Origin of the sequence: Streptomyces sp. QH1-20, assembly GCF_041283565.1 — a bacterium.
GTDB lineage: Bacteria > Actinomycetota > Actinomycetes > Streptomycetales > Streptomycetaceae > Streptomyces > Streptomyces syringius.
Genome location: NZ_CP166299.1, coordinates 5312928 through 5337877 on the forward strand (window position 1 = coordinate 5312928; position 24950 = coordinate 5337877).

General features: G+C 69.3%; 24 protein-coding genes and 2 pseudogenes. 10 read left to right on the plus strand and 16 right to left on the minus strand.

Annotated features, from left to right (window positions below):
* Positions 1-101 precede the first annotated feature (101 nt).
* Both AB8O64_RS24205 and AB8O64_RS24210 read right to left on the minus strand, forming a co-directional pair.
* The gene (locus AB8O64_RS24205; RefSeq protein WP_370421344.1) at positions 102-482 is read right to left on the minus strand and encodes a peptidase inhibitor family I36 protein; all 381 of its coding nucleotides are present in this window, start codon (positions 480-482) and stop codon (positions 102-104) included.
* Between the two features lie 305 nt (positions 483-787).
* Positions 788-1726: a MerR family transcriptional regulator gene (locus tag AB8O64_RS24210; RefSeq protein ID WP_370421345.1), complete on the minus strand. Its 939-nt coding sequence runs from the start codon at positions 1724-1726 to the stop codon at positions 788-790.
* A 220-nt stretch (positions 1727-1946) separates the two neighbouring features.
* On the opposite strand from AB8O64_RS24210, the gene AB8O64_RS24215 reads away from it, so the two are divergent.
* Together AB8O64_RS24215 and AB8O64_RS24220 are read left to right on the plus strand one after the other, a co-directional pair.
* A complete protein-coding gene (locus tag AB8O64_RS24215; RefSeq protein WP_370421347.1) occupies positions 1947-2489 on the plus strand; it encodes a hypothetical protein in 543 nt (180 codons plus the stop codon).
* A gap of 79 nt (positions 2490-2568) precedes the next feature.
* Positions 2569-3099, plus strand: a complete 531-nt coding sequence (locus AB8O64_RS24220; RefSeq protein ID WP_370421349.1) for a GNAT family N-acetyltransferase — start codon at positions 2569-2571, stop codon at positions 3097-3099.
* Here the strand turns inward: AB8O64_RS24220 and AB8O64_RS24225 are convergent.
* A complete protein-coding gene (locus tag AB8O64_RS24225; protein ID WP_370421350.1) occupies positions 3086-3853 on the minus strand; it encodes a nucleotidyltransferase domain-containing protein in 768 nt (255 codons plus the stop codon). The genes AB8O64_RS24220 and AB8O64_RS24225 overlap by 14 nt on opposite strands.
* Between AB8O64_RS24225 and AB8O64_RS24230 the strand changes: the two are divergent.
* Positions 3818-4015 (plus strand): annotated as a pseudogene (locus tag AB8O64_RS24230) (hypothetical protein); the annotation flags it as partial. The gene AB8O64_RS24225 and the pseudogene AB8O64_RS24230 overlap by 36 nt on opposite strands.
* Before the next feature lie 126 nt (positions 4016-4141).
* Here AB8O64_RS24230 and arr read toward each other — a convergent pair.
* From arr to AB8O64_RS24245, 3 genes are all read right to left on the minus strand, one after another.
* Positions 4142-4552: an NAD(+)--rifampin ADP-ribosyltransferase gene (arr, locus tag AB8O64_RS24235; protein WP_370421352.1), complete on the minus strand. Its 411-nt coding sequence runs from the start codon at positions 4550-4552 to the stop codon at positions 4142-4144.
* 118 nt (positions 4553-4670) lie between these two features.
* Complete coding sequence (locus AB8O64_RS24240; protein ID WP_370421354.1) at positions 4671-5855, minus strand: galactosyltransferase-related protein; 1185 nt, start codon at positions 5853-5855, stop codon at positions 4671-4673.
* Between the two features lie 78 nt (positions 5856-5933).
* Positions 5934-6311 (minus strand): winged helix-turn-helix transcriptional regulator, encoded by a 378-nt coding sequence (locus tag AB8O64_RS24245; protein ID WP_370421355.1) that lies wholly within the window; start codon positions 6309-6311, stop codon positions 5934-5936.
* A 120-nt stretch (positions 6312-6431) separates the two neighbouring features.
* On the opposite strand from AB8O64_RS24245, the gene AB8O64_RS24250 reads away from it, so the two are divergent.
* Positions 6432-7307, plus strand: a complete 876-nt coding sequence (locus tag AB8O64_RS24250) for an NAD(P)-dependent oxidoreductase (RefSeq protein WP_370421356.1) — start codon at positions 6432-6434, stop codon at positions 7305-7307.
* A gap of 83 nt (positions 7308-7390) precedes the next feature.
* Here AB8O64_RS24250 and AB8O64_RS24255 read toward each other — a convergent pair whose 3' ends face one another.
* From AB8O64_RS24255 to AB8O64_RS24285, 7 genes and pseudogenes are all read right to left on the minus strand, one after another.
* The gene (locus AB8O64_RS24255) at positions 7391-8248 is read right to left on the minus strand and encodes a phytanoyl-CoA dioxygenase family protein (RefSeq protein WP_370421357.1); all 858 of its coding nucleotides are present in this window, start codon (positions 8246-8248) and stop codon (positions 7391-7393) included.
* 33 nt (positions 8249-8281) lie between these two features.
* On the minus strand, positions 8282-8518 hold the full coding sequence (locus AB8O64_RS24260) for a hypothetical protein (RefSeq protein ID WP_370421358.1): 237 nt from the start codon (positions 8516-8518) through the stop codon (positions 8282-8284).
* Complete coding sequence (locus AB8O64_RS24265) at positions 8518-9375, minus strand: hypothetical protein (RefSeq protein WP_370421359.1); 858 nt, start codon at positions 9373-9375, stop codon at positions 8518-8520. Before AB8O64_RS24265 ends, AB8O64_RS24260 begins: the two co-directional genes overlap by 1 nt.
* Positions 9372-10571 (minus strand): hypothetical protein, encoded by a 1200-nt coding sequence (locus tag AB8O64_RS24270; RefSeq protein ID WP_370421360.1) that lies wholly within the window; start codon positions 10569-10571, stop codon positions 9372-9374. The genes AB8O64_RS24265 and AB8O64_RS24270 overlap by 4 nt, the downstream gene beginning before the upstream one ends.
* Positions 10568-12694, minus strand: a complete 2127-nt coding sequence (locus AB8O64_RS24275; protein WP_370421362.1) for a DegT/DnrJ/EryC1/StrS family aminotransferase — start codon at positions 12692-12694, stop codon at positions 10568-10570. The genes AB8O64_RS24270 and AB8O64_RS24275 overlap by 4 nt, the downstream gene beginning before the upstream one ends.
* Positions 12695-12800: 106 nt before the next feature.
* Positions 12801-14009 (minus strand): radical SAM protein, encoded by a 1209-nt coding sequence (locus AB8O64_RS24280; RefSeq protein ID WP_370423952.1) that lies wholly within the window; start codon positions 14007-14009, stop codon positions 12801-12803.
* 231 nt (positions 14010-14240) lie between these two features.
* A pseudogene (locus tag AB8O64_RS24285) lies at positions 14241-14445 on the minus strand (UTRA domain-containing protein); the annotation flags it as partial.
* A gap of 535 nt (positions 14446-14980) precedes the next feature.
* On the opposite strand from AB8O64_RS24285, the gene AB8O64_RS24290 reads away from it, so the two are divergent.
* Both AB8O64_RS24290 and AB8O64_RS24295 read left to right on the plus strand, forming a co-directional pair.
* Positions 14981-15130, plus strand: a complete 150-nt coding sequence (locus tag AB8O64_RS24290; RefSeq protein WP_370421364.1) for a hypothetical protein — start codon at positions 14981-14983, stop codon at positions 15128-15130.
* A 231-nt stretch (positions 15131-15361) separates the two neighbouring features.
* Positions 15362-15631: a hypothetical protein gene (locus tag AB8O64_RS24295; protein WP_370421365.1), complete on the plus strand. Its 270-nt coding sequence runs from the start codon at positions 15362-15364 to the stop codon at positions 15629-15631.
* Between the two features lie 1200 nt (positions 15632-16831).
* On the opposite strand, the gene AB8O64_RS24300 is transcribed toward AB8O64_RS24295, so the two are convergent.
* Complete coding sequence (locus AB8O64_RS24300; RefSeq protein ID WP_370423953.1) at positions 16832-17599, minus strand: GntR family transcriptional regulator; 768 nt, start codon at positions 17597-17599, stop codon at positions 16832-16834.
* Positions 17600-17841: 242 nt separating this feature from the next.
* On the opposite strand from AB8O64_RS24300, the gene AB8O64_RS24305 reads away from it, so the two are divergent.
* From AB8O64_RS24305 to AB8O64_RS24320, 4 genes are all read left to right on the plus strand, one after another.
* Complete coding sequence (locus tag AB8O64_RS24305; protein WP_370421366.1) at positions 17842-19113, plus strand: extracellular solute-binding protein; 1272 nt, start codon at positions 17842-17844, stop codon at positions 19111-19113.
* A gap of 82 nt (positions 19114-19195) precedes the next feature.
* Positions 19196-20170, plus strand: coding sequence for a carbohydrate ABC transporter permease (locus AB8O64_RS24310; protein WP_370421368.1), 975 nt, complete (start codon positions 19196-19198; stop codon positions 20168-20170).
* Positions 20167-20997, plus strand: a complete 831-nt coding sequence (locus AB8O64_RS24315; protein ID WP_370421370.1) for a carbohydrate ABC transporter permease — start codon at positions 20167-20169, stop codon at positions 20995-20997. The genes AB8O64_RS24310 and AB8O64_RS24315 overlap by 4 nt, the downstream gene beginning before the upstream one ends.
* A 10-nt stretch (positions 20998-21007) precedes the next feature.
* Complete coding sequence (locus tag AB8O64_RS24320; RefSeq protein WP_370421372.1) at positions 21008-22492, plus strand: glycoside hydrolase family 3 protein; 1485 nt, start codon at positions 21008-21010, stop codon at positions 22490-22492.
* Positions 22493-22563: 71 nt separating this feature from the next.
* Here the strand turns inward: AB8O64_RS24320 and nagB are convergent, their stop codons facing one another.
* A complete protein-coding gene (nagB, locus tag AB8O64_RS24325) occupies positions 22564-23349 on the minus strand; it encodes a glucosamine-6-phosphate deaminase (RefSeq protein ID WP_130879853.1) in 786 nt (261 codons plus the stop codon).
* A gap of 113 nt (positions 23350-23462) precedes the next feature.
* Positions 23463-24932 (minus strand): MFS transporter, encoded by a 1470-nt coding sequence (locus tag AB8O64_RS24330; protein WP_370421374.1) that lies wholly within the window; start codon positions 24930-24932, stop codon positions 23463-23465.
* Positions 24933-24950: the final 18 nt, after the last annotated feature.

The following is a 24950-nucleotide window of genomic DNA, read 5'->3' on the forward strand; positions in this document are numbered from 1 at the left end:
CGTTCGTGGTCGTCGGCCGAACGCGTAGGTGGGCCGCCCGAGATACCGGGCGGGGCACCCTTTCCCTTGTTATTCGTCTCGGCGGAATGCTCGGGACGCGGTTACTGCGGCTTGAAGGAACGAATCTGGTAGCTCCCCTGGAGGTTTCCCTCCCCGCCCTTCGGGGTGGAGCCCACCCGTGCTTTGTAGTTGGTCTGCGTGTAGTACTGCACGCGGTGACCGGTGTTGTTCCGCACGGAACGGACGTTCCATCCCTTTTGGATGAATCCGCAGTCGTCTGCGGTGTTGGCCTTCTTGCTCACGGACCACTCGCACCTCTCCCCGCCGCCGTTCCAGTCGGAGAAGATGCAGAAGTTCCCAGGCGAGCATGGGTAGCCCAGCGTGGAAGGCCCTCCGCCGGGGGCAGCAACCGCGCTGGGCGCGACGAGAGCGGTGCTGAGAGCGATCACAGACGCCACGGCGAACGGAATGGCACGACGCATGGAACCCTTCCCCTTTCCGACGTGAACTCCGGGCAATGCCCGAATCTGACCCCAGGCAGCGTGTCATCCGACATGTCGGAGCGGGAGGGCATTTCCTGCCATCCGAAGAACACCACCGAAATGTCGCGAACCTTCGGATGATCTCCCGGCGTGGCCCTCAGCCCTCGGGCACCTCCGGCTGTGCCTGACGCCGGGCCGGCTGGCGCGCAGGGGGCGCGGGCTCAGCAGTTGTTGCAATGTGAGGGCGTCCAGGTCGTGAGTCACACATCGACGTTGGGCGCCCTCGTCTGAGGTCCGCAGGCGATCTATGCGGCGCGGTCATTTCTCAGGGCCTGGATGAGCCAGGGGTACACCGGGATCAGGTTCGGTACTACCTGCCAGCCGTTGACGATCCACACCAGCCGCCAGTACCGGTCCACCCGGGGATCGTGCGCCTCTTCGAACTGCTGCGCCATCCAGTGCCGGAATTCCGTGTCAGGGGTGCGCCCGAGCACCGCGGCGAAGCGGTGCACGAGGTCGTCGATGACGGGTGCGCCCCTGTCGCTGAGCGGGTCGATGCCCGACTTCCTGGCCTCGGCCACCTTCTGGCGGGTGAACTCCATCAGTTCCTCGCCGGCATCGCGCTCGATGTCGAGCGGGCGCCCGGCGGCCTGGCGTACGGCCGTCCGGCGCATCCGGGCACGGAAATCCTCGTCGCCCACCAGCTCGGCGAGCTCCACCCACGCGGCGACCTGCTCGCCGGTCGGATCATCGGGGAGGTCGGGAGTGGCAGCGCGAACCATGGCCACCGCGGCCGGGTCGGCAGCCCCTGTGCCGAAGGTGCCTTCCACGAAATCGTCGATCAGACGTCGGCGTTCCTCGCCGGACAACTGCGTGAGCCTGTGCATGAGCTTGGTCTCCTCGGGGTTGGCCCCGCGGCTGGCCACGACTCGCAGGACGCTCCGACGCAGTTGCAGCATCCGGATCTGGACGTCCACGGCGTCGGCGTGCGCCGCGGCGACTTCCGCCACCGAGAGCTCGCGTTCCAGCACCCGTTGAATCGTGGGCAGGTCCATGCCCAGCTCGCGCAGTGTGCGGAGGAGTTCGAGACGAAGCAGTGCGTCAAGGTCGTAGAGCCGATAGCCGGCGGGACTACGGGTGGTCGGCGCTACCACCCCCGAATCGGAGTAGAACCGGATGGTCCTCACAGACAAGCCGGTCCGCCGGGAAAGCTCCCCGATCGAGTAGAGGGTCGTAACGTCCATGACCCTCACTCTGCTGTCTCCAGTCACTGGAGACTCAAGGCCATGCGACACCGCTCGTCGGCGGCCTACGGCTACGAGCCCTTGGACTCCATCATCCGGTGGTGGCGCGGGGTGGTCGACCGCACGGCGCGCCCGTACCCCGCGGCGGTACCGTTGGCGTACGAAAGCGGTGAACACCGCCCGACGCAGCGCCACTTGATACGAACGTGAGGACGGTCTCGTGTTCTACGCATACGGCTTTGAGCGGGTCGGGGTAGTGGTGAGCGACCTCTACTTCGTCGACCCGGACCCGACACCCGGGCAGGAAGGCGCCGAGCGCGGTGTGCGCCTGGAGCTGCGGCACGTCGAAAGCGGGGCCCTGAAGGGGTCGATCTACTCCGCCCGGCCCATCGCGATCGACCGGCCGCTGTGGCGCGTGGACCTGCTGGAGTCGGTGGCCGGGCCGGCCGGGAGTTTCGACCGGACCCATCACCACCCCCGGTTCGAGGGGTGGAGCCCCGGCGCGCGAGTCTTCGACGAGAAGCTGTCCGCCGATCCCCTGGGGTGGTTGGCCGAGCGGCTCGGCGACCTCGACAGTGTGCTCGTCGAGGCGGGCGTGGCCCGGGAGGAGGTCGGGGCGGCGGACGCGGCCGGTCTCCGGCGTGCCGTACCGGAGATCATGGACGCCGTCAGCCGACTGCTGGCCGGGGTGCGGGCCGGTGAACTCGGCAGGCCGCCGAGCGGTGACGAGCCGGTCACCAATGCCCGCGTCAGCTGGCTCTAGCCGGGGCTCCCGGCAGTTGCCGGCCCGGGCCCCGAAATCCGGTGGACGTTTCGGCCACCGCTGGCGTCTCCTTGGCCGCATGACCGAACTGCGCACCGAGCGCCTCACGCTCCGCCCCTGGCGGGAAGCCGACCTCGCCCCGTGGGCGGCCATGAACGCCGATCCCGAGGTCCGGGAATTCCTCGGCGAGCCGCTCACGCGGGAGCGGGCCGATGCCTCGGTGGCTGTCTTCCAGGCCGAATTCGCGGCGCGCGGCTACGGGTGGTGGGCCGTCGAGGTGACCGCCACAGGTGAGTTCATCGGCTTCGCCGGCCTCGACGACGTGGAGGACTGGGCGCCGTTCACCGGCGTGGAGATCGGCTGGCGCCTCGCCCGCTCGGCCTGGGGGCACGGGTACGCCACCGAGGCCGCCCGTGCCGTCCTCGCGTTCGGCTTCGAGACGCTCGGGCTCGCCGAGATCCTCGCGGTGACGACCGCCACCAACACCCGTTCCCGGGCGGTGATGGCCCGGCTCGGCATGACCCGTGACCCCGCCGACGACTTCGACGACCTCGACTTCCCCGAAGGGCCGCTGCGGCCGAACGTCGTGTACCGGCTCAGGAAGCCCTGACGGCCGCCTCCAGCAACGCCTCCGCCTTGTCGATCGCCCCGGTCAGAGCCTCGGGCCGGGGCGACAGGCCGCTGAGTACGTGATCGATGCCGCGCAGCCCCGCCCGTTCCAACAGCCTCTTCTCATTGGTGACCCACTCGCCCTTCGCCGCCAGCACCGCGTGCGCCGCCTGGCAGGCGGCGGTGGCGACGGCCCCGGCGGTGTCGGCGAGGTGCCCCCGTTCGGCGTGGGCGGTCCGGGCGTAGGCGAGGGTGAGCCGGGCGTCGCCCCACCAGCGCTCCGGGGCGCTCCGCCGTAGGGCCTCGGGGTACGCGGGGCGCGGCAGCTCCCCGTGGAGCACCTGGTTGACGGCCAGTTCGGCGAGGACGATGTAGGTGGGGATGCCCGCCAGGTGGCACAGCAGCCGCTCGACGTGGAAACGGCCCTCCTGGGCCTCGGCGAGATGGTGCTCGATGTCGTCCAGGTCCCGGTAGTGCACGTCGATGCGCCGGCCCTCGACGGTCAGCCAGGCGCCGCCGTTGAACACCCCGCCGCCCCACCCGCCGATCCCGGAGACCTCGCCCGGCCAACCGAGCGCGCGCACGTCCTCCGGATCGAACGCGCCCCGGTAGTAGATGGCGAAGTCCCAATCGCTGTCGGGCCCGTGCGTTCCCGTGGCCCGCGAGCCGCCCAGCGCGACCGCGTGCACACACGGCAGTGCCGCGAGTCGCTGCGTGACATGGGCGAGGAAGGATTCGTCGTCATGTGCCTGCATGGACGGCAGCCTAGAGGTCTGATCGAGTCGCAGTTCACCGGGCTGGTCGCGTGGGTACGGCGTCGCGGTGGTGACATCCGGCGCGGCCGTCCCTGGCGGCTGTCGCTGGAGAACCGAGTGTTGCTGGTGGCGACGTACTGGCGCACGAACCTGACGTTGCGGAACGCCTGCCGTACGGCCGCTGTCTGCGGCACCCTGCCCAAGCTGCCCATCGACAGCCTGCCCGAGCTGCCCGTCTGGTTTGTCCCGGATGGGGCGTGAGTTGCCCCATCCCATACGGGACACTCTTTAGTTGATGATTTCGGCGCGGTCGTCCAGACGGATTGCGGCCAGCCGGTCTCGCCACATCTGGAGGGCTTCGGGTGTCTGTCGCGTCCAGTCGGTGACCTCGCCAACGATCCGGAGCGGTTCCCTGCTGCGATAGGAGCGGGTGGGATTGCCAGGGAACTTCCTGTCGGTGACGTTTGGGTCGTTCTCGAACTCCCCGGTCGGTTCGACGACATACACTCGCGGGGCCCCGTCGCCGGTGGCGAGTTCGGCGGCGAGTCCCGCGCCGTCGCGCAACGCGGTGAAGTAGATGTGGTTCATCACGATTTCGGGCCGGTAGTTGGAACGGAAACCAGCGGTGAGGTGATCTCCGACCCGCAGCTCGGCCTTTGTGCCGTGAAAGAACGGCCCCTCGTCCAATACCTCGTCCATCGCCGCAGATTATCAAGCCAAGCCGTCGTGACGGCGAGCCATCCAGGACATCTCGGGCCGCGATCACACCAGCCACAGCAAGATCTCCTGACCCTGATCAGTAGTTACGGGACAACCCTTAGGCGGGACCGCCGTCGGGGTGCCGATCTTTTCGGCGGGCGAACGCCGACGGGTCCCCGTACCCCGCCTCCGCCGTCCAGCTCAGTGGCTCGATATGGGCGTTGAACGGCACGCCCTCCCGCGTCATCCGGGGGCGCGGATGGTTCAGATGCAGCAGCGGGTCCTCGAAGCGCACGACCCCGGCGGCGGCCGTGAGGCGGGCGATGACGTCGTCGTCCTCGCCGCCCCAGCCCTCGTAGCGCTCGTCGAAGCCGCCGACACCGTGGAAGACCTCGGTGCGGACCCAGACGCAGCCGCCCGGCGGTTCCCGCAGGAGCAGGCCGCGCAGCGTGCTCTCCGGTACGTCCGGCAGGCCGAGGGCCGTGCGGGCGTGGATGGCCCGCAGGCTGGACGGCTCGTCCAGGGACAGCGACCAGCGGAACGGCAGGTGCGTGCCGTGGGCGCCGGTGGCGATGCGGTCGACGTTGCGGCGGACGAAGGAGCGGTCCACCAGGATGTCGGCGTCCAGGACGCACAGGTACGGGACGGAGTCCGGGACGGTGCGGGCGCCGACGTTCACCGCCCAGGACTTGTTGAACAGCCCCGGGTTCTCCGCGAAGACGTAACGGTCCACGAGCGGCTCCAGCCGGGCGCGCGAGCGCGGGCGGTCGTCGGTCTCGACCACTGTGACGTGGTGTGCGGGGCCCGGTCCCTGGTCGGCGAGGGCGAGCAGACAGGCGAGGAGATTACGGGTGCGCAGGCCGTCCGCGTCGCGGTCCCGGAAGGGGATGACGATGTGGACCACGGCGGGACCTGAGGCCTGGTCCGGACCCGTCGCCGGTGTCCCGGCCGGGGTCGCCTCGTCACCCGACCCCACGTGGTAGTCGATCCAGATGTGCCGGTCCGCCTCCTCGACCGCCGCCGCGAGCCGGGCCCGCTCCTTGCCGTCGGCCGTCGCCAGCGACCGGGCGAGACGCTGCCGCAGTTCCAGCTGCGGCGCGAGCGCTGTCGGGTCGGCGACCAGGTCCTTGTACGGCTGTGCCGCCTCCGGCCGGGCCGCCAGGAAACCGGAGAGCAGCGCGTCGACCGCCCGGTAGTGCGGCTCGCTCAGCTCCCAGTAGTCGGCGGCGATCCCCGGGACCGCAGGGTCGTGGGCCAGCACGGCGTAGGCCGTCAGTCGCTCGGAAAGGGTCCTGCTCGGCACGTACGACTCCTTCTCGTCAGCCCCACGCGCGGCGCCGCCGCAAAGCGCCCGGTCGGCCGCGTCCGCTTCTGTCGCGTGCTAGCGCGAAACTGTTCCGGCAACGTCGGTGGAGACCTTCTCGGCCCCGATCCGCCGCATGCGTTCGGCACCCCACGTTCCCAATGAGGCCAGGGCCGCGTTGAGCGAGACGCCGTGCTCCGTCAGGGAGTACTCCACCTTCGGCGGCACCTCGCGGTACACCTCACGATGCACGAGCCCGTCTTCTTCCATCTCCCGCAGATGCTGGATCAGCATCTTCTCGCTGACGCCCGGCAACCCGCGCCGGAGCTCGGCGAACCGGCGGATCCCGTGGTGGTGCAGCTCCCAGAGGATCAGCGATTTCCACTTGCCGGTGACCACGTCCATCGCCGCGTCGATGCCGCAGAAGTAGGGACCGCGTCGTGCTGATGTCGCCATCCGCCCTCCAAGACGTACTTACCCGCGGGTGAGTACCTGACTAATTAGTCCGTACTGGTCAACTCTACTGGCAGCGCAGAGGATTCAGTCGAACGATGAACACGAGGAGGAGTTCCAGGAATGGCAACCAGCAACAACGTCCAGGTGAGTGTTCTCGGGCTGGGCGCGATGGGCAGCGCTCTCGCGGGCGCCCTGGTGAAGGCCGGATACGCGACCACAGTCTGGAACCGCTCACCGGGGAAGGCGGACGACCTCGTCGCGCAGGGTGCACAGGCCGCTGCCACCGCGGGCGACGCCGTCCGGGCGAGCGGGGTGGTGATCGCATGCCTGCTGGACCACGCGTCGGTCCACGAGGTGCTCGACCCGCTCACCCATGAGCTGGCCGGACGCACGTTGATCAACGTGACCACGACGTCACCGGCTCAGTCACGGGAACTGGCGGCCTGGGCCGCCCAGGCCGGGATCGCGTATCTGGACGGCGGCATCATGGCCGTCCCGCACATGATCGGCCGGCCGGGATCCTCGATCCTCTACAGCGGATCGGCCGATGTCTTCGATCAGTACAAGCCGATGCTCGATCTGTGGGGAACCAGCACCTACTTCGGTGACGACGCCGGGCTGGCGTCCCTGTACGACCTCGCCCTGCTCGCGGGCATGTACGTCATGTTCGCCGGGTTCCTGCACGGCGCCGCCATGGTCGCCCCGGCCGGCGTGACGGCGGGCGAGTTCGCCGCCATGGCCGCGCCGTGGCTGACCGCCATGACCGGCGGCTTCGAGGGGTTCGCCGCAGTCATCGACGGCGGGGACTACACCGTCGAAGGGCAACAGAGCCTCGAGTTCTCCGACCTCGGCCACCTCCTGGCCGCCAGCTCCGACCAGGGCATCAGCACCGAGGTGGTCGCCATGGTCCAGCGGCTCATCCAGCGCCAGATCGACGCGGGCCATGGAAAGGAAGGCTTCGCCCGCATCATCGAGAGCATCAAGCAACCGGGCTGACAGCCCGCGCGGACGGGTGCGGGGCCAAGGACGCCTGGTGGGCCGGTCGTTCCGGCGTCGGGGGCCACCACGGAAATCCTTCCTCACGCCCCGTCGTCCCCCGACCACGTCCGCAGCCAGCGCGGATCCGGTGTGTCACCGCGCCGCACGAACCGGGCGTCCACCGACAGCCGCATCGCGTCCGTCGTCGTGTCCAGGGAGGCGTGGACGATGTGCGGCTGGTGGACCATGATGTCCCCCGCCGCGTAGTCCGCCCACATCCAACGCCGGCCCAGCGCCCGGGCCGTCGTGGCCAGGTCGTGGCTGATGGGCCGACGGTCGCCGGGGCGGTCACCCGCAGCGCGCAGCGGTGCGTACGCGGCGGGCGGCAGTGTGTGGGAACCCTCCAGGTAGACCAGGCCGCCGGTGGCGGGCGGGCAGTCGCCCACCGGTATCCACAGGGTCAGCACCCGGTCCGAGCCCCGCTCCATGTAGTCGCGGTCGACATGGGCGCGGGAGGCGAGGCGCGAGCCCCGGTGGAAGTGGCGCAGGATCCGGCGGGGGAGCATCTGCACCGGGCCGCCCAGCAGGGACTCCGCGAGCGCGGCCGGCGCCGGGTCGGCCAGGAAGCGGTGAAACGTTTCGGAGCGGACGAACGCGTGCGCCGGATGGCCGGGGACACCGTGCGCGGGCAGCCCCGGCGGCACCTGGCCGGAGAAGATCCCCTCGCGGTGGGTCGTCCCCGGGGCGAGCAGTACCGGATCGCAGGACGCGAAGTACGCCTCGCGCAACCGCAGTACGTCCTCCCGCGCCAGCACCCCGCGCAGATACAGACAGCCGTCCGCGCGCAGCCGGGCCCGTAACGAGGACGGCCGGGAGCGCAGCTCCGTACTGTCCCGCAGCGGTGTGAACAGCTCCTCGTCGAAGGCGAGCGGAAGGCCGTTCGAGGACAGCGTCGTCATGAGGTTTCTCCCCCGTTCAGTGGGCGCCTTCGTTCAATAGACGCCTTCGACGGCGCCCTCCATGTCTTCTCCGCCCGCCCCCGGCGTCCAGGGGCGTACGGCCGTGACGCCGTCCCACGGGAACCACGGGTGGGGGCCGGTCCTGACCGCGCTGTCCCGCTCCAGCAGATTCGGCAGGAACAGGTCCTCCAGCAGCGTCGTCACCCGCACCCGGCCCCGCTCGCCGACGGCCACCTCCCGCCACGGGTCGTCGGGGTCGACGACCGCCATCACGGCGAACGGCGGCGGCAGGTGGTACGAGTGGCTCCCCGGCTCCGGCCCGTCCGCCTGGAGCGCGTGCCCGACCAGCGTGTTGCCGTAGGTGTCGATCCACCGCACGTCCCGCAACTGCTCCTGGCGCAGGTACCGCGCCTCCGCCGCCGTGCAGGACGTACCGCCCGTGCACACCGCCCGCAGCCCGTACGCGTCGATCGGCTTCGGCAGCCGCATGGCGAGGGCGAGCAGCAGCCGCGCGTGGTGAAGAGCAGGGCGGGCCGCTCGGCGGTCAGCAGCGCCTCCGTCTGCGCCACGAGGTGGTCGGTGTACGCGTCGGCCTCGCCGTGCGCCCTGATCTCCGCCTTCACCCACCGGGGATCGAAGTCGACGGCGAAGACGGCCCCGCGCCAGCTGTCGGCGAGCCCCTCCACGAAGTGCCCGTACGCATGCGGCCCGGAGGGGGTCATCGCGAGGACGTCGCCACCGGCCACGCCCCGGGCCTCCAGCATCGCCCGGTAGAGAGCCACGTCGTACGCGAGCCGGGAGACGTTGACGATCCGGCAGGGCGGCCCGGTCGTGCCACCGGTCTCGAAGACGCGGAACGGGCGGTCCCGGTACCCGCGCGGCAGCAGCTCCCGGGCGCTCGCGGCCCTCAGCTCCGCCTTGTCGAACAGGCCGAAGAGCGCGAGAGCGGCGAACCCGTCGACATCGGTGAGCGGGCCGAAGCCCAGGCCGGAGCGGCGGGACAGCCAGAACGGGGAGCCGGTCGCGGGGGAGAAGTGCCAGCGCATCATCCGCCGCGTCCACGCGTCGAGCCCGATCCGCAGCTCGGGCACACGCTCGCGCATCGTCGCGTAGAGGTCGCAGGTCATACCGGTCCCTCCGGGGGCCTGTGGACGAACAGCGAGCCGGCGGCGATCGCCTCGGCGCCGGCGGGCGAGGTGGGCACCACGGCCGCGAACGGGAACGGCACCTCATGACCGACGAGCGGGTGGCCGGGGTCGTCGGTGGCCAGCAGCGCGAGAGCGGGCAGGGCGTACACGTCGCAGTCGCCGGCGCCGGTACGGGCCGTCGGAGGGCGCCGGGTCAGCAGCCGGTCGCCGGGGCGCAGCCGCTCCCGCACGCCCCAAGCCGCCCGCTCGGCCTCGCCGGGTGCGCGGCAGGCGGTCAGCGGCCAGGGGGCGGCGGGATCGGTGGGGAGGGCGTCGAGGGCCTCGGCCAGGGCGGTGGCCAGCGCGTCCGCCCCCGCCCCCGGACACACGACCGTCCGCACATTGGTGCAGAACCGGCCCCCGTCCCCCGCCACCAGCGGCAGCAGCCACGCCACGGCTTCGGACGGGACCGTCCCCGGCGGTACGAGCGCGCAGCCGCGCCCCGGGCCGTGCACGGTCAGGTGCGGCGCGCCGCGCACGGAAGCCGCCAGCCCCGCGCCCCCGTAGACGATCTGACGATCCGTAAGGCGGATGAGGCCGCGCAGCGTCCGCCGCTCCGACGGGTACAGGCCGAGCCGCCAGGCGGGCCAGCCGACCGCCAGCAGGGCCGCCACGAGACGGGCGGCGGACCAGGGTTCGCGGCGGCTGGGGCGCACCCAGACCGCCGCGCCGCGGGCCGCCTCGGACAGCACGGACTCCAGGCAGGAGAAGGTGTTGCCCGGCAGCGACACCAGGGACAGAGCACCGTCCGGCACTCCCTCGTCCGGCACCCCGGCCTCGGGCAGTGCCTCGCGCAGCAGAGTGCACCAGCGGTCCACGAGCGCGGCCGGGACGCCCGCCGTCGCCCACATCGCCGCGCGGAACTCCGCCGCGCCCTGGACGAGGGAATCGCCGATGGTCACGGTGCCGTCCGCGAACAGGTCCAGCGCCTCGGCCAGCATTTTCCGCCGGTCGGCGGGACGGAACTCCCCCTCGCGCGCGAGGGCTTCCGTCTCCCACCAGCGCCGGTCGGCCGCCGCCACCACCTCGGGCACCAGGGCCAGTTCGGCGGGCGGCCCGGGCAGCCGGAGCGTGTCCGCCGAGGTGTGCCAGGCCGCCCGGCGGAAGGCGGGCAGCGTGACCGGGCGCGCGGTCACGACAGCTCGCTCCGCAGCGCGGCCGCCACCCGGATCTGCTCGGCCTCCGTCAGCGTGGGGTAGAGCGGCAGGGCGATGTGCCGCTCGGCGAACCAGCGCGCTCGCGGGAAGGTCGCCGCCCCGGCATCCCGCTCGCGGAAGAACGGCTGGTCACAGAGCAGCGTGTCGTAGACCTCGCCCGCGAGCGCGACGCCGTGCCGCTCCCGCAGCCTCGCCTTGAGCCGCCCCCGGACCACGGGATCGTCGAGGTAGGCGAGGTATTTGTAGAAGTTGCTCTCCGACGCCTTGGGCGGGACGTACGGACGTAAACCCGGGACGCCGACGAGGAGTTCGTCGTAGCGGGCGGCCAGCGCCCGGCGGGCGGCGAGGGCCGGGGCGAAGCGCTCCAGGTCGACCGTGCCGACGGCCGCGTGCAGTTCGCTCAGCCGCCAGTTGCCGCCGGGCCGGTCGTGCAGGGTGGAGCCCGGGGCGCTCTTGCCGTGGTCGCGCCAGCGCCGCGCGCTCTCCAGGTCGGCGGGCCCGGCGCCGGTCAGCAGACCGCCCTCGGCACTGGTGGCCACCTTCGTCGGGAAGAACGAGAACGCGCCGAAGCGCCCGAAGGCCCCGGCCGCCCGCCCGTGCAGCGTGCTGCCGAAGGCGTGCGCGGCGTCCTCCAGAACGGGGATGCCGCGCGCCCGGCACTCCTCCAGGAGCGGTTCGAGGGCGGGCGAGACGACCCCGCCGATATGGACCGGCACGACGGCGGCGACCGGACCGGCCGCAGCGAGCGCCGCCCGCAGGGCGCCCGGGTCCATGCCGAGCCCGTCGAGCTCCAGATCCACGAAGCCCACCCGCGCCCCCGCCCGGACGGCAGCGGCGGCGGTGGCGAAGAACGTGTTGACGGGGACGAGCACGGTACGGCCCGCGACGTCGAGGACGCGCAGCGCGATCTCCAGGGCGGCGGTGCCCGAGGAGAGGGCGACCGTCTCCCGGCCGTCGGTCCAGGTGCGGGCCAGCGCCTCGAACCGGGTCACCTGTGGCCCCTGCGTGAGCACCCCGCAGGCCAGGGCGTCGTCCACCCGGTCGGCGATCGTCCGCCGCTCCTCCGCCGTGAAGCGGACGCGCTGCGCGGGCACCGGGGTGGTGGCGGGCGCGGTGGGCGCGGCGAGGGCCCGGGTGAAGAACGCGGCCGCCCGCTCCCGGTCGGTGCCGTGGCCCATGTCGAGCTCCAGCACGTCCAGCAGGTCCGCCGCACCGGCGGCGGTGTACGCGCGGCGGATCGTACGGGCGGCCTCGCGGGCGTCGGCGGGGTCGAGGTAGGGGTCGCGCAGCCCGTACTGCAACTGGAGCGGGGCGGGGGCCAGGGCGCCGAGCAGTTCGGGCAGGTCGGCGTATTCGAGGATGCCCGGCAGTACCGCCCCCTCGAAGCCGGTCAGCAGCCGGGCGAAGAGCGCGGGGTAGCTGCCGAGGTGACCGGCCACGCAGACGGGCGTCGGCCTGTCCGTGAGGAGGGCCGTGTGCAGGGCGACGGCCCCGCCGAGGCTGTGCCCGAAGATCCCGGTCCGGCCGGGCGCGGCCCGGGGGTGGGCGCGCAGCCAGTCGAGGGCGGCGGTCGCGTCGCCGAGCAGGGCGCCCAGCAGCGAATGGCCGCGCAGCGCGAAGGCGTGCGCCAGGAGCGTCCCCTCGTCCCGCCCGGCGAGCCGGCCCGGGTCGAGACCGCCGTCGATGCCGTGATCGACGGCGAGGGTGAGGAAGCCCGAGCGCGCCAGGTGCTCGGCGACGTTGCGGTCCGGGTGGTCGGGCGGCTCGTCGCCGGTCAGCTGGTCGAGCCGGGCGTTCTTGCCCCCGACGACGAGGACGGCCGGCAGCGGCCCGCTCCCGGCGGGGGCCAGCGCGGTGGCCCGGAACCGGCCCCGGGCCGGGCTGTCGAACAGCAGCCTCTCCCGCACCAGCCCGTCCGCCGTCTCGGGCGGCCGCTCGCTCGTCGCCGCGACCGGTCCGCGCTCGGCGCGCGCCAGCCGGTCCACGACGTCCCGCACCCGCCGGGACCACGCGGTGAACCCGTCCGGCCCGGCCGCCTTGCCGGGGGCGGGACCCAGTGCCCGCTCCACGGAGAGAAGTTGACGCAAACGATGGATCTGCATGGAGCCCTTCGCGGGGGGAGGAGGTACGTCGTCGGCGGTAGGGCGGGCTCTGTCCGGGGGGCCGGGGCCGACGGGCGGGGGCCGGGGGCCGGGGCCTCGCCGGGTGTCAGACGAAGTCGGCGTGCAGGGTGCTGGGCACCTCGACCGCGTACGAGGCGAGTGCGTCGTCCAGCCGGATCCGGCCGCGTCGCAGCAGTTCGAGCAGCTCGTTCTGCGGGCGGTAGAAGCAGGACTTGCACAGGTCCGTCCGCAGCGGGTTGGAAGCCTCCCACTCGGCCCGGGGGCCGCCCTCCAGCACCTCGGCGTAGCCGGTCCCGATCACATCGCCGATGCGGTAGCGGCTGTTGAGGTGGACCTGAGGGCACGGGTAGAGATGCCCGTCGGCGCCGACGGCGGTCACGAAGCGGCTGTAGTGGCAGCGGTCGAAGTCGCCCTCGACGGCCTCGACCTGGTCCATCGGCCCCCGGTCGAGCTTCGGGACCGACACCTCGAAGCCGTCGTCCGCCAGCGCCGCCGCCTCGGTCAGCGCCCCGGCGACCTCGGCCATGACCGCCTCGATCGTCTCGTGCCCGAGCGCGCTGTAGAACTCCGGCTCGAACCGCACGTAGTGCGCCCCGGCTTCCCGGGCCACGCGGGCGGCGGCCAGGATCTCCCGGTGGTTCCGCTCGGTGATCACGTAGTTGAAGCCGATCCGGAAGTCCGGGTCGATGGCCGACTCCCGCAGCCGGCTCACGTTCCGCAGGAAGGACGTGAAGGTGTGCTCACGGTCGCGGGTGATCTCGTCGAAGGTGGCCTCGGTGCCCGCGTTGAGCCCGATCCGCACCCAGGTGTGGGTGGAGGCCACGCATTCCGCCAGCGCCGGCCTGCCGAGCCGGGAGCCATTGGTGATCAGACCGATGCGCAGCCCCGCCTCGTGCCCGGCGTCGCAGATGGCGGAATAGCCCGGGTGGATGGTGCACTCACCGCTGCCGCAGAACGTCACCGCGCGGCCGTCGTTGGCGGCGAACTGGCGCATGAGCAAGACGGCCTTCTCCGTCGGGATGGAGTCCTTGAAGGAGAAAAGGTCGTAGAACTGCTCTTCATTGGGGGAGTGGAAGTTACAGAAGTTGCAGCGCATATTGCACGCGCCCATGATGCCGATGCGCATATGGACGGGCCGGATCTCCTCACCCGCCACGAAACGGCGCAACAGGTCGCCGTGGGCGAGGACTTTTTGCGGGGAGTGCGCCCGGTCGAGATTGACCACGGGCAGTCCGGGACGGTTGTTGGTGGGGGCGGCCGCGTCATAACTCCGCATGCCTGCGGTGTCGTTCATGGTGTTCCTCTCGCAGCTCTCGCAAGGCCAGAGGTTCGGCGTGGCGACACTATGAGTCCGCGTCGGGGGCGTCAATAGGTCTAGACCCGGGCGGAAAAACGCGAATGCCCCCTCCCGGGGGAGGGGGCGGTTCGGCCCGTGCTGTGATCTCCCGGGGGACAACCCGCGGACCCCCAGCCGCGCGTGGGCTCCGGGCCTCCTAGTCCGCAGGCCGCTGCAGCCTGGCCACGAACTTGTATCGATCTCCTCGGCCTCGGTGAGGCGGACGTCGTAGACCTCGGCCAGCGCCGTGTAGAGGGAGGTGTACTTCACTAGGCTCCGGCGCAGCGCCGGAAACCGCTTCGCCGACAAATGGGTCGTCTCGATCGCCATCGGCTCACCACTGGCCAGCCCGCAGCCGCTCGATACGCAGGACGCGGCCGCCCGCCGCGATGTCGGTCCCGGAACGGGATGACGATGTGGACCACGGCGGGGCCGGAGGCCCGGTCCGAAGCCGTCGCCGGTGTCCCGGCCGGGGGCGCCTCGTCACCCGACCCCAAGCGGTAGTCGATCCAGATGTGCCGGTCCCCCTCCTCGACCGCCGCCGCGAGCCGAGCCCCGCGCAGTTGCATACAGCCCTCGGCGCGCAGCCGGGCCATCACAAGGACGGCCGGGCCCGCAGCTTCGTGCTGTCCCGCAGTGGCGTGAATAGTTCCTCGTCGAAGGCGAGCGGGAGGTCGTTCGAGGACAGCGTCGTCATGGTGTTTCTCCCCGCTCAGTAGACGCCTTCGACGGCGCCCTCCGCGTCTTCTCCGCTCCGCTTCCGGCGTCCAGGGGCGTACGGCCGTGACGCCGTCCCACGGGAACCACGGGTGGGGGCCGGTCCTGACCGCGCTGTCCCGTTCCAGCAGGTTCGGCTCCTGCGGGCGGCCGGCCGCGACGTACGGATCCTCAGCCGGCACGGCCACCCGTCCGGTGACGGCGTCGAGTACGTGACCGATGACCTGCTCAAGGCCGAGGGGCTCGACGCCGCGGAGGACGGGGTCGAGATCGTCCTGCGCCTCGCGGGCAGCTCTAGGGGTGACGACGAGGCCACCGGGACCTCGTCCGGGCCGCGTCGCGAGCCTGGGCGCGGCACCTGATGTACATCTCGGTTATCGGGGCGGGATGCGGTCCCGCTGGGCTACTTCCGGTCCGAGCTGGGCGCGGAGAGGGCCATCGACGAGTCCGGTCTGCCCTGGATGACGCTGCGTGCCGCGCAGTTCCACGACCTGGTCCTGATCGTGGTGCGGAAGTGGGGAAGCTCGGTGGTACCGGTCCCGGGCGGGCTGCGCTTCTAGACGGTCGACTCGCGCGAGGCCGTGGCCCGGCTGATGGAACTGGCCCTCGGCAAGCCGACCGGGCTGGCGCCAAACCTGGCGGGGCCGCAGGTGTACGCGACGGGCGAGCTGAGCTGGGGGTATCTGCGGGCGAGCGGGGAGCGGCGGCTGTTGATGCCTGTGCGGGTTGGGCGGGCGTATCGGGCCGGGGAGAACCTGTCGCTGGTCAGGACGGTGGTGGGGGTTCGGACGTGGGAGTCGTTCTTGGCGGAGCGGGTGGAGTGTGAGGACGAGGTGTTTAGTGTGGCGCTGGAGAACCTATGACTAGTTTCTAACCCGCCCGAGGGGAAGCCAAGCCAAGCCGTGATTCCATATTGAGTGGTCGTTCATGCGCGTTCTGGCCAGGCGCTTTCCGCCACCTGGCCAGAACGTGAAAAAGGGAGCGCTACACACTTTGCCGAACCATCCCACTAACCGTGGGTATTATTTGCGCGCGAGTTCCACCTCGACATATCCGGAAAGTCCGGATGATCCGTTGGTGGAGCATGTAGCGACTGAATTTCCGGAGGTCCGCCACGGCCCGTACAGGGTCCACTCGGAGCCATTGTTTCTGACGCAGGTGGCCCGGACCCTATATTTGGCGTTGTAGTTGTTGACGCAGTTGGCGATAGCCGTGTAGGGAGAGTCCTTCCAAGCGTTGCAGCTCGGATCTGGACCTTGCAGAGCAGCCGCTGAGGTCGCTACTGTGATGCCTGTAGCGAAAAATGCAACAGATAGGGCTGTTGAGATCGCAGCCTGTCGAATGTTCCGCATGTCTCTCTACCTTCTGGAAGATCGATCAAATCTTGATCTGGAGATCTGGGCCAGGTCAGGGATGCAGTCGGAACTCGACGCGCATGGATACGACAGGGGCACCGCAGTCTGCAGTAGATGTATCGGGGGCGCCTACGGCCCTCCACGGGCCGTACCTGTCGAACGTGCCGCTGTTGTTGCCCATGAGGCACGTGGCTACTATCTTGTATGCGTTTACCGCTGTGCCGCGGCACGTCGCATTGGCGACCTTGCCGCCTCCTGACTTCCAGGTCTGACAGGAAATATTCGGCATGTTTTCGGTCGGCGTAGCGCTGGCCGGAGACGCCAGCGCCATCCCTCCGGTTACCAGCGCAGCAGTAGCGCTTAACATGGCGAATGCCTTACGAGTGCTCATAAAAACTCCTCGTTGAAGTTCTTTTCTCTTGAGTTTCACCGGCTCGTGTGGAACCTAGTCGATGAGTGTATTGGGAAGCAACCTCTTTTGGTGCATCGTGAAGGCAAGTGATCGATGCGGGGAGTGCTGGCCGACGCTGAGCTGCTTTGGAGAGAGTAGGCGCGTCGGCAGATACGCCAGTGGTCTTGCTGCGGCCATCCTGGTCCATACCAACGCCCAGCGTCAAGGTGGGTTTGGGTTTTTTTAATGCATTGATTAGCGCCTTATGTAAGGCGTTAATCAGCCAGCTTGGCGGTCCCCACCTTTCCGGCGACTCCTCAGGTCGACGGCCGCTGCAGCCTGGCCACGAACTTGTATCGATCTCCTCGGTACACCGACCGCACCCACTCCACGGGCTCGCCCTGGGCGTCCAGCGAATGGCGGGAGAGCATCAGCATCGGCAGGCCCACGTCCGTACTCAGCAGGCCCGCCTCGCGCGGGGTGGCCAGGGAGGTCTCGATGGTCTCCTCGGCCTCGGCGAGGCGGACGTCGTAGACCTCGGCCAGCGCCGTGTAGAGGGAGGTGTACTTCACCAGGCTCCGGCGCAGCGCCGGAAACCGCTTCGCCGACAAATGGGTCGTCTCGATCGCCATCGGCTCACCACTGGCCAGCCGCAGCCGCTCGATACGCAGGACGCGGCCGCCCGCCGCGATGTCGAGCAGGGCGGCGAGCCGGTCGTCGGCGGTGACGTAGCCGACGTCGAGGAGCTGCGAGGTGGGTTCCAGGCCCTGGGCCCGCATGTCTTCTGTGTAGGAGGTCAGTTGCAGCGCCTGGGAGACCTTGGGCTTCGCGACGAAGGTGCCCTTGCCCTGGATGCGCTCCAAGCGGCCCTCGACGACCAGCTCCTGGAGCGCCTGGCGCACCGTCGTCCGCGACGTGTCGAACTCCGCCGCCAGCGTCCGCTCCGGTGGCACCGGGGTGCCGGGAGGCATGGTTTCGGTCATTTCCAGCAAATGCCGTTTAAGGCGGTAGTACTTGGGAACGCGCGCCGTCCGCCCGCTCCCCGCGGCGTTGCCGCTCTCCGCCGTACGGCCCTCGGTCACCATGGTGCGCCTCACCGACTCCGATCCTGCTGCCGTCACCGGCTCCTCCGTAAATCGCGGTCACATCGTGGCACGGGCAGAGCCCGAGGAACCCGGAGACGCCCAGGCCGACCTCGAGGTGTCGGTCCGGTAACGGAGCCGACAGCGACTCTTATACACCCTTGACACCCCCAAAGGTCTAGGCCAAGCTGCGGGGCACTGGTCTAAACCATTAAAGACCACATTCGGTCCTTGAGGAGAGTGCTGTGAAGCGTGGGCTCATAGCGGCGACGGGTGTCGCGGCCATGTTGGTGAGTGTTGCTGCCTGCGGGGCCAGCGGTGACGGCAGCGATGTCGCCGGCTCGGGCGGCAAGGGCAAGACTCTGACGGTCTGGTTCATGTCCGGCTCGAACCCGCCAGAGTGGACGAAGAAAGTCCAGGCCGAGTTCGAGAAGAAGACTGGGGCCAAGCTCAAGGTCGAGATCCAGCAGTGGAACGGCATCCAGCAAAAGTTGACCACCGCCCTGTCCGAGCAGAACCCACCAGACGTTGTCGAGATCGGCAACACGCAGACAGCCGCCTATGCCAAGGCTGGAGCGCTCGCCGACCTTGGTGACCTCAAGAAAGAGATCGGTGCTGACTGGTCCGAGTCGATCAATATGGCGGCCATCGTTGACGATCAGCAAGTTGCCCTTCCCTGGTATGTAGGCAACCGCGTGGTCATCTACAACAAGAAGATCTGGGCTGACGCAGGGATCAAGGACACCCCCAAGACGCGTGACGAGTTCTTCAGCGACCTGGACGCCATCAGCAAGAAGACAGAGGCAGAGCCTCTCTACCTTCCTGGGCAGAACTGGTACTTCTTTGATGGCCTGACCATCGGTCAGGGGGCACAGTTGGTGAAGAACGAGGGTGGGAAGTGGGTTTCGAATCTTGCTGATAGCAAGGTTGCCAAGGCCGCTCAGATCTACAAGAAATATCAGTCCTTCAGCAAGGCGCCTAAGGACAAGGATGAAGCCACTCCTCAGCAGGCTGACATATTTGCCAAGGGTAAGACTGGTGCCATCATTGCGATGGGCTACGAGGCAGGAACGGCCATCAAGGCCAACCCGCAGATTCAGGACCAGATTGGCTACTTCACGATCCCGGGTGAGACGCCAGGGAAGCCCGAGGGTGTCTTCCTGGGCGGATCCAACCTCGCTGTAGCGGGTGGAAGTAAGAAGCAGGAACTGGCCAAGGAGTTCCTCAGGATCGCGCTGTCCAAGGACAACGACGGGCAGATGGTCAAGGAGGCCGGCTGGACACCCAAGACTCCGTCTTCGGCGTCCTTGGCCAAGGAGAGTCCGGCTGCTGCAGCTGCCGCGCCGGCTGTTGCGGGAGGCGGTACCACCCCGCTGATCCCCGAGTGGGCCGCAGTAGAGAATGCGCCGAACCCGATCAAGAGCTACTTGACCGCAGTCTTGAACGGCAAGTCTCCTGACGGTGCCGCCAAGCAGATTGAGGGCGAGATCAACAAGCGTCTGTCGCAGAAGCAGTAGCCGCGATGTTCCGTTCAGTCGCCTGGACGGGCGATTGGACGGAGCCCTGCACACGTAGCACTTGATCAGGAGAAGAGCGGACATGTCAGTTCAGTCCGAGAAAGCCGCGCACCGCGCGCCGGAGGCCCGCAAGGGAGATGTCCCGCCCTCACCTGGCAGGGACCGCAGAGCAGCCGAGGGGGTACCCTACCTGCTTCTTCTTCCCTCGATAGTTGCAGCGGCGATATTCCTCGGCTGGCCACTGGTGAAGAATGTCATACTGTCGTTCCAGAACCTCAACATGAAGCAGATCATTCAGCATCTGACGGAGTGGAATGGGGTCGAGAACTACCGAGAAGTGCTGAGTAATTCTGACTTTTGGCGAGTTGTCGGACGGTCCGTCCTGTTCACGGCGACCAATGTCGCTCTGATCATGCTTTTGGGCTGTCTAGTGGGCCTCTTGCTGGCTCGCCTCGGGAACAAGATGCGACTGCTCCTGTCTGTCGGACTCATACTCTCCTGGGCGATGCCCGTGATTGCGGCAACTACTGTCTTCCAGTGGCTGTTTGATTCTCGCTACGGGGTTGTCAACTGGCTCCTGGATTCCCTCGGGTGGCATTCCATGGCCGGGTTTAACTGGACCGGCAGTCAGATTTCCACCTTCTTTGTGATCACCCTGGTAGTAGTGTGGCAATCGATCCCGTTTGTGGCGTTCAATCTCTATGCGGCGACTACCACGATCCCTAAAGAACTGTACGAGGCTGCTGAATTGGATGGGGCCGGGCCATTGAAGAGTTTCACCTCGGTGACTTTCCCATTCTTGCGACCATTTTTCTATGCGACTACCTTCCTTGAAGTCATATGGATATTCAAGGCGTTTCCGCAAGTGTTTGCAATCAATGGCGGCGGTCCTGATCGTCGTACTGAAACCTTGCCGATATACTCCTTTGTTGAAGGTGGCGGAAATCAGCACTATGGAATGGGTGCCGCGATATCTGTGCTAACAATTCTTATCCTTCTCGGGCTGGTTTCCTACTACCTCCGTATCGTACTTAAGCAAGAGGAGGGCGTGCTTTGATCCGCTCATTCTTTGGCCGCGCATGGCCTAATGCGGTTGCGGTCATCCTCTTTGTCGGTTTCGCGTTCCCCGTGTACTGGATGTTCGCGACGGCTGTTAAGCCGACGACGGAAATAATCAGTGAGGAGCCGGTCTGGTTCCCGCGTGACCCAACCTTCGAACATTTCCAGACGGCGGTGCGTGCCGAGAATTTTTGGATTATGGTGCGGAACTCGCTGACGGTGACGATTATTGCAGTGCTGCTCTGTCTAATCTTGGCGCTCGCGGCCGCATTCGCAATCGCTCGTATGCGGTTCAAGGGGCGCAAGGGCTTTATTCTCATCTTCATGATTGCCCAGATGGCTCCGTGGGAAGTCATGGTTATTTCGCTGTATATGATCGCTCGCGACGGCGACATCCTGAACAGCCTCCCATTGTTGACTTTGATCTACATGGTCATGGTGCTTCCTTTTACCGTTCTAACGCTGCGTGGATTCATTGCTGCGATTCCCAGGGAGTTGGAAGAGTCGGCAATGGTTGACGGTTGCAGTCGAAGTCAGGCGTTCATCAAAGTAATCTTTCCGCTTCTTGCTCCGGGCCTCATGTCCACCTCGCTTTTTGGTTTCATTACGGCGTGGAATGAATTCCCTATCGTGATGATCTTGAATAAGGACCCAGAGGCTCAAACGCTGCCTTTGTGGATTTCAAGATTCCAGTCGGTTTTCGGTGACGACTGGGGGGCCACGATGGCCGCGTCCTCGATCTTCGCTCTACCGGTTCTGCTCCTTTTCCTGTTCCTCCAGCGCAAGGCGGTCGGCGGCCTCACGTCCGGCGCAGTGAAGGGCTAGCACTACTTCCATGGACACGCTCACCCGTGACGCCCTCACGGTCCTGCAGCCGGGCTTCACCGGCACCACGGCTCCCGACTGGCTGCTGCGCCGGCTCGGTGAAGGGCTCGCCTCCGTCGGCCTCTTCGGCCGCAACATCGCCTCGCCCGAGCAGCTCGCGGCGCTCACCGCGCAGTTGCGCGCCGAGCGGGCGGACGTGCTCGTCGCCATCGACGAGGAGGGCGGCGACGTCACCCGCCTGGAGGTCCGTACGGGTTCCTCCTTCCCCGGCAACCTCGCGCTCGGCGCCGTCGACGACACCCGGCTGACCCGGGCCGTCGCCCACGAACTGGGCCGCCGCCTCGCCGCCTGCGGGGTCAACCTCAACTGGGCGCCCTCCGCGGACGTCAACTCCGACCCCGACAACCCGGTCATCGGCGTACGGTCCTTCGGAGCCGATCCCGCCCTGGTCGCCCGGCACACCACCGCCTACGTCGAGGGCATGCAGGCGGCCGGGGTCGCCGCCTGCGCCAAGCACTTCCCCGGCCACGGCGACACCGCCGTCGACTCCCACCACGACCTGCCCCGCATCGACGCGGACCTCACCACGCTGTACGCCCGCGAGCTGGTGCCCTTCCGGGCTGCCATCGCCGCCGGGACCAAGGCCGTGATGAGCGCGCACATCCTGCTGCCCGCGCTGGACGCCGCGCTGCCCGCCACGCTCAGCCCGGCCGCCCTGCACGGCCTGCTGCGCGGACCGGTCACCGAGGGCGGCCTCGGCTTCGACGGGCTCATCGTCACCGACGGCATGGAGATGCGGGCCATCTCCGGTACGTACGGCATCGAACGCGGCAGCGTCATGGCCATCACCGCGGGCGCCGACGCGATCTGCGTCGGCGGCGGGCTGGCCGACGAGGGCACCGTGCTGCGGCTGCGCGACGCGCTCGTCCTGGCCGCACGGTCCGGCGAGCTGCCGGAGGAGCGGCTCGCCGACGCCGCCGCACGGGTGCGCGCCCTGGCGCGCTGGACCTCGGGGGCGGGTGCGGAGCAGGAGGGGACCGGATCCGCCCCCGAGGTGGGGCTGACGGCCGCGCGGCGTGCCTTGCGCGTGACGGCGACGGGCCCGTACGAGCCGATCGCCGGGCCCGCGTACGTCGCCGCGTTCACCCCCGTCGCGAACATCGCCGTCGGCGACGAGACGCCGTGGGGCGTGGCCGCCGAGCTGGCCCGGCTGCTGCCGGGCACGGAGACGGGGACGTACGGGCGTGACGCGGCCGGCACCGAGGAGGTGCTGCGGGCCGCGGGGGGCCGGAGGATCGTCGCCGTGGTGCGTGACGCGCACCGGCACCCGTGGATGGCGCAGGCGCTGGGCGCGCTCGTCACCGCGCGGCCGGACACGGTCGTCGTGGAGATGGGGCTGAACCAGGCGCCGTCGGTGGGTGCGCTGCACATCGCTACGCATGGTGCGGCGCGGGTGTGCGGCCTGGCTGCTGCCGAGGTGATCGCGGGGGTTTAGGACTCCGCTCACGCCAAACGCCGGACGGGCTGGATAGCCAGCCCGTCCGGCGTTTTGACGTAAGCCCTCGTTTACAGCCCCTGCCAGGCAGGCTTGTTCGCGTACGTGTGGCGGAAGTAGTCCGCCAGCTTCAGCTTGGACGCCGCGGCCTCGTCGACGACGACGGTCGCGTGCGGGTGCAGCTGGAGGGCCGAGGCGGGCACCAGTGCGGAGACCGGTCCCTCGACCGTCTGCGCCACGGCGTCGGCCTTGCCCTCGCCCGTGGCGAGCAGCACCAGGTGGCGGGCCTCCAGGATGGTGCCGATGCCCTGGGTGATGACGTGGTGCGGCACCTGGTCGATGTCACCGTCGAAGAACCGCGCGTTGTCGACGCGGGTCTGCTCCGTCAGCGTCTTGATCCGGGTGCGGGAGGCGAGCGAGGAGCACGGCTCGTTGAAGCCGATGTGCCCGTCGGTGCCGATGCCGAGCAGCTGGAGGTCCACACCGCCGGCCTCCGGGAGCGCGCGGTCGTATGCCTCGCAGGCGGCCTGGACGTCCTCGGCGGTGCCGTCGGGACCCATGAACGACGCCTCGGTCAGCCCGAGCGGCTCGACGACCTGGCGCAGCACGACCGACCGGTAGGACTCGGGGTGGTCGGCGGGCAGTCCGACGTATTCGTCGAGCTGGCAGACGCGGGCACGCGAGGCGTCCACGGCCCCGGAACGGACCTTGGCGGCCAGCGCCTCGTAGATGGGCAGCGGGGTCGAGCCGGTGGCCACGCCGAGCAGAGCGTCGGGCTTGCGGCTCAGCAGGGAGGCCATGGCCTCCGCGATGAGTTCGCCGCCTGCCTTGGCGTCCTGGACGATGACAACTTCCACGCTGGGCCTGCCGATCTGGAGAATGGGCTGGTGGTATAGACCAATCTAGCAGAGCGGGCGGAACGGGCAAGGTAGGTGTGCGCCGGGCGGCGCGGTCGGTCCCGGCCCGGGGGTCACGCCGTGGCACCGACCGCCGCCGCGGTCCTGCGCCGGGCACCGATGGCGAGGAATCCGCCGGTCAGGAAGGCCGTGGCGGCCAGGGCCGCGGAGAGGTGGAGGCCGTCGGTGAGGTGGTCGGAGGTGGCGACGAGGGTGCCGAAGAGGGCGACGCCGACGGCGCTGCCCACCTGACGGGAGACGTTGAAGACCGCCGAGGCCACGCCCGTGCCGTCCGTCGGGGCCGACTCGATGATCGCGGCCATGGAGGCCAGGGCCGTCATGGTCTGGCCGAGACCGGTGGCGATCAGGGCGAACAGCAGCACGGGGTAGGCGGTGCCGGGCCCGGCGAGCAGCCAGCCGAGGAAGCCGACGGCGCCGAGGAAGAGCCCGAGGGTCATGGGGACGTACGGGCCGGTGCGGGCGGCCACCCGGCTGAAGACGGGGGCCGCGATCAGGCCCATGCAGACCGAGGGCAGCAGCGCCAGGCCCGTGGTCAGCGCGTCATAGCCGCGCTCCTGCTGGAAGTAGAGGGTGGAGAGGAACAGCATGCCGTAGTAGCCGAGGCTGATCAGCAGGCCGATCACGGCGGTGGCGGAGAAGGCGCCGGTCGTGAACAGCGACAGGCGCAGCAGGGGGGCCCGGCCGTTCGGCCGGGTCCGCACCGAGACCTCCAGGCGGCGCTCGACCGCGATGAACAGGGCCAGGGCCACCACGCCCACGGCGAAGCAGCCGAGGACGCGGGGAGAGGCCCAGCCCTGCGAACCGGCCTCGTTGATACCGCCGGCCAGGGCGACCAGTCCCACCACGCCGAGGACCTGGCCCGCCGGGTCCATCCGGTGGGCGGCGGGCCTACGGGTGGCGGCGGGCAGATGACGCAGGGTCAGTACGACGGCGAGGGCGCCCACGGGCAGGTTCAGCCAGAACACGGCCCGCCAGTCCAGACCGGCGATCAGGAGGCCGCCGACCACGGGACCGGCGCCGAACGCGATCGAGGCGACGGCGCCCCAGATCGCGATCGCCCGGGCGCGGACGGCCCGGTCGGGGTAGGTGGCCTGCAGCAGGGCGAGCGAGGCCGGGACGAGGAAGGCGGCTCCGGCGCCCTGTGCCAGCCGGCCACCCACCAGGACGGCCGTGGTGCCGGCGAGACCGCAGCCGACCGAGGCGGCGGTGAAGACGGCGAGGCCGGTGAGGAACATCCGGCGGTGGCCGAGCCGGTCGCCGAGGCCACCGCCGAGCAGCAGCAGTCCAGCGAAGAGGGTGCTGTAGCCGTCGACGATCCACTGCAGGGCGGACGGGCCGGCGTGCAGGGAGTCGCGGATGTCCGGCACCGCCACGGTCACCACGGTGACGTCCAGCATCACCAGGAAGTAGCCCAGGCTCAGCGCGATCAGGGGGGCGAGGGCCAGGGGCGGTCGCGCGGGCGCCGCGTCGGGACCGGCGCGGTGCGGCTGCCGCCGATCGGCTGTGGTCTCGGAGACGGTCATGGGGGCAGTCTCGGGCCC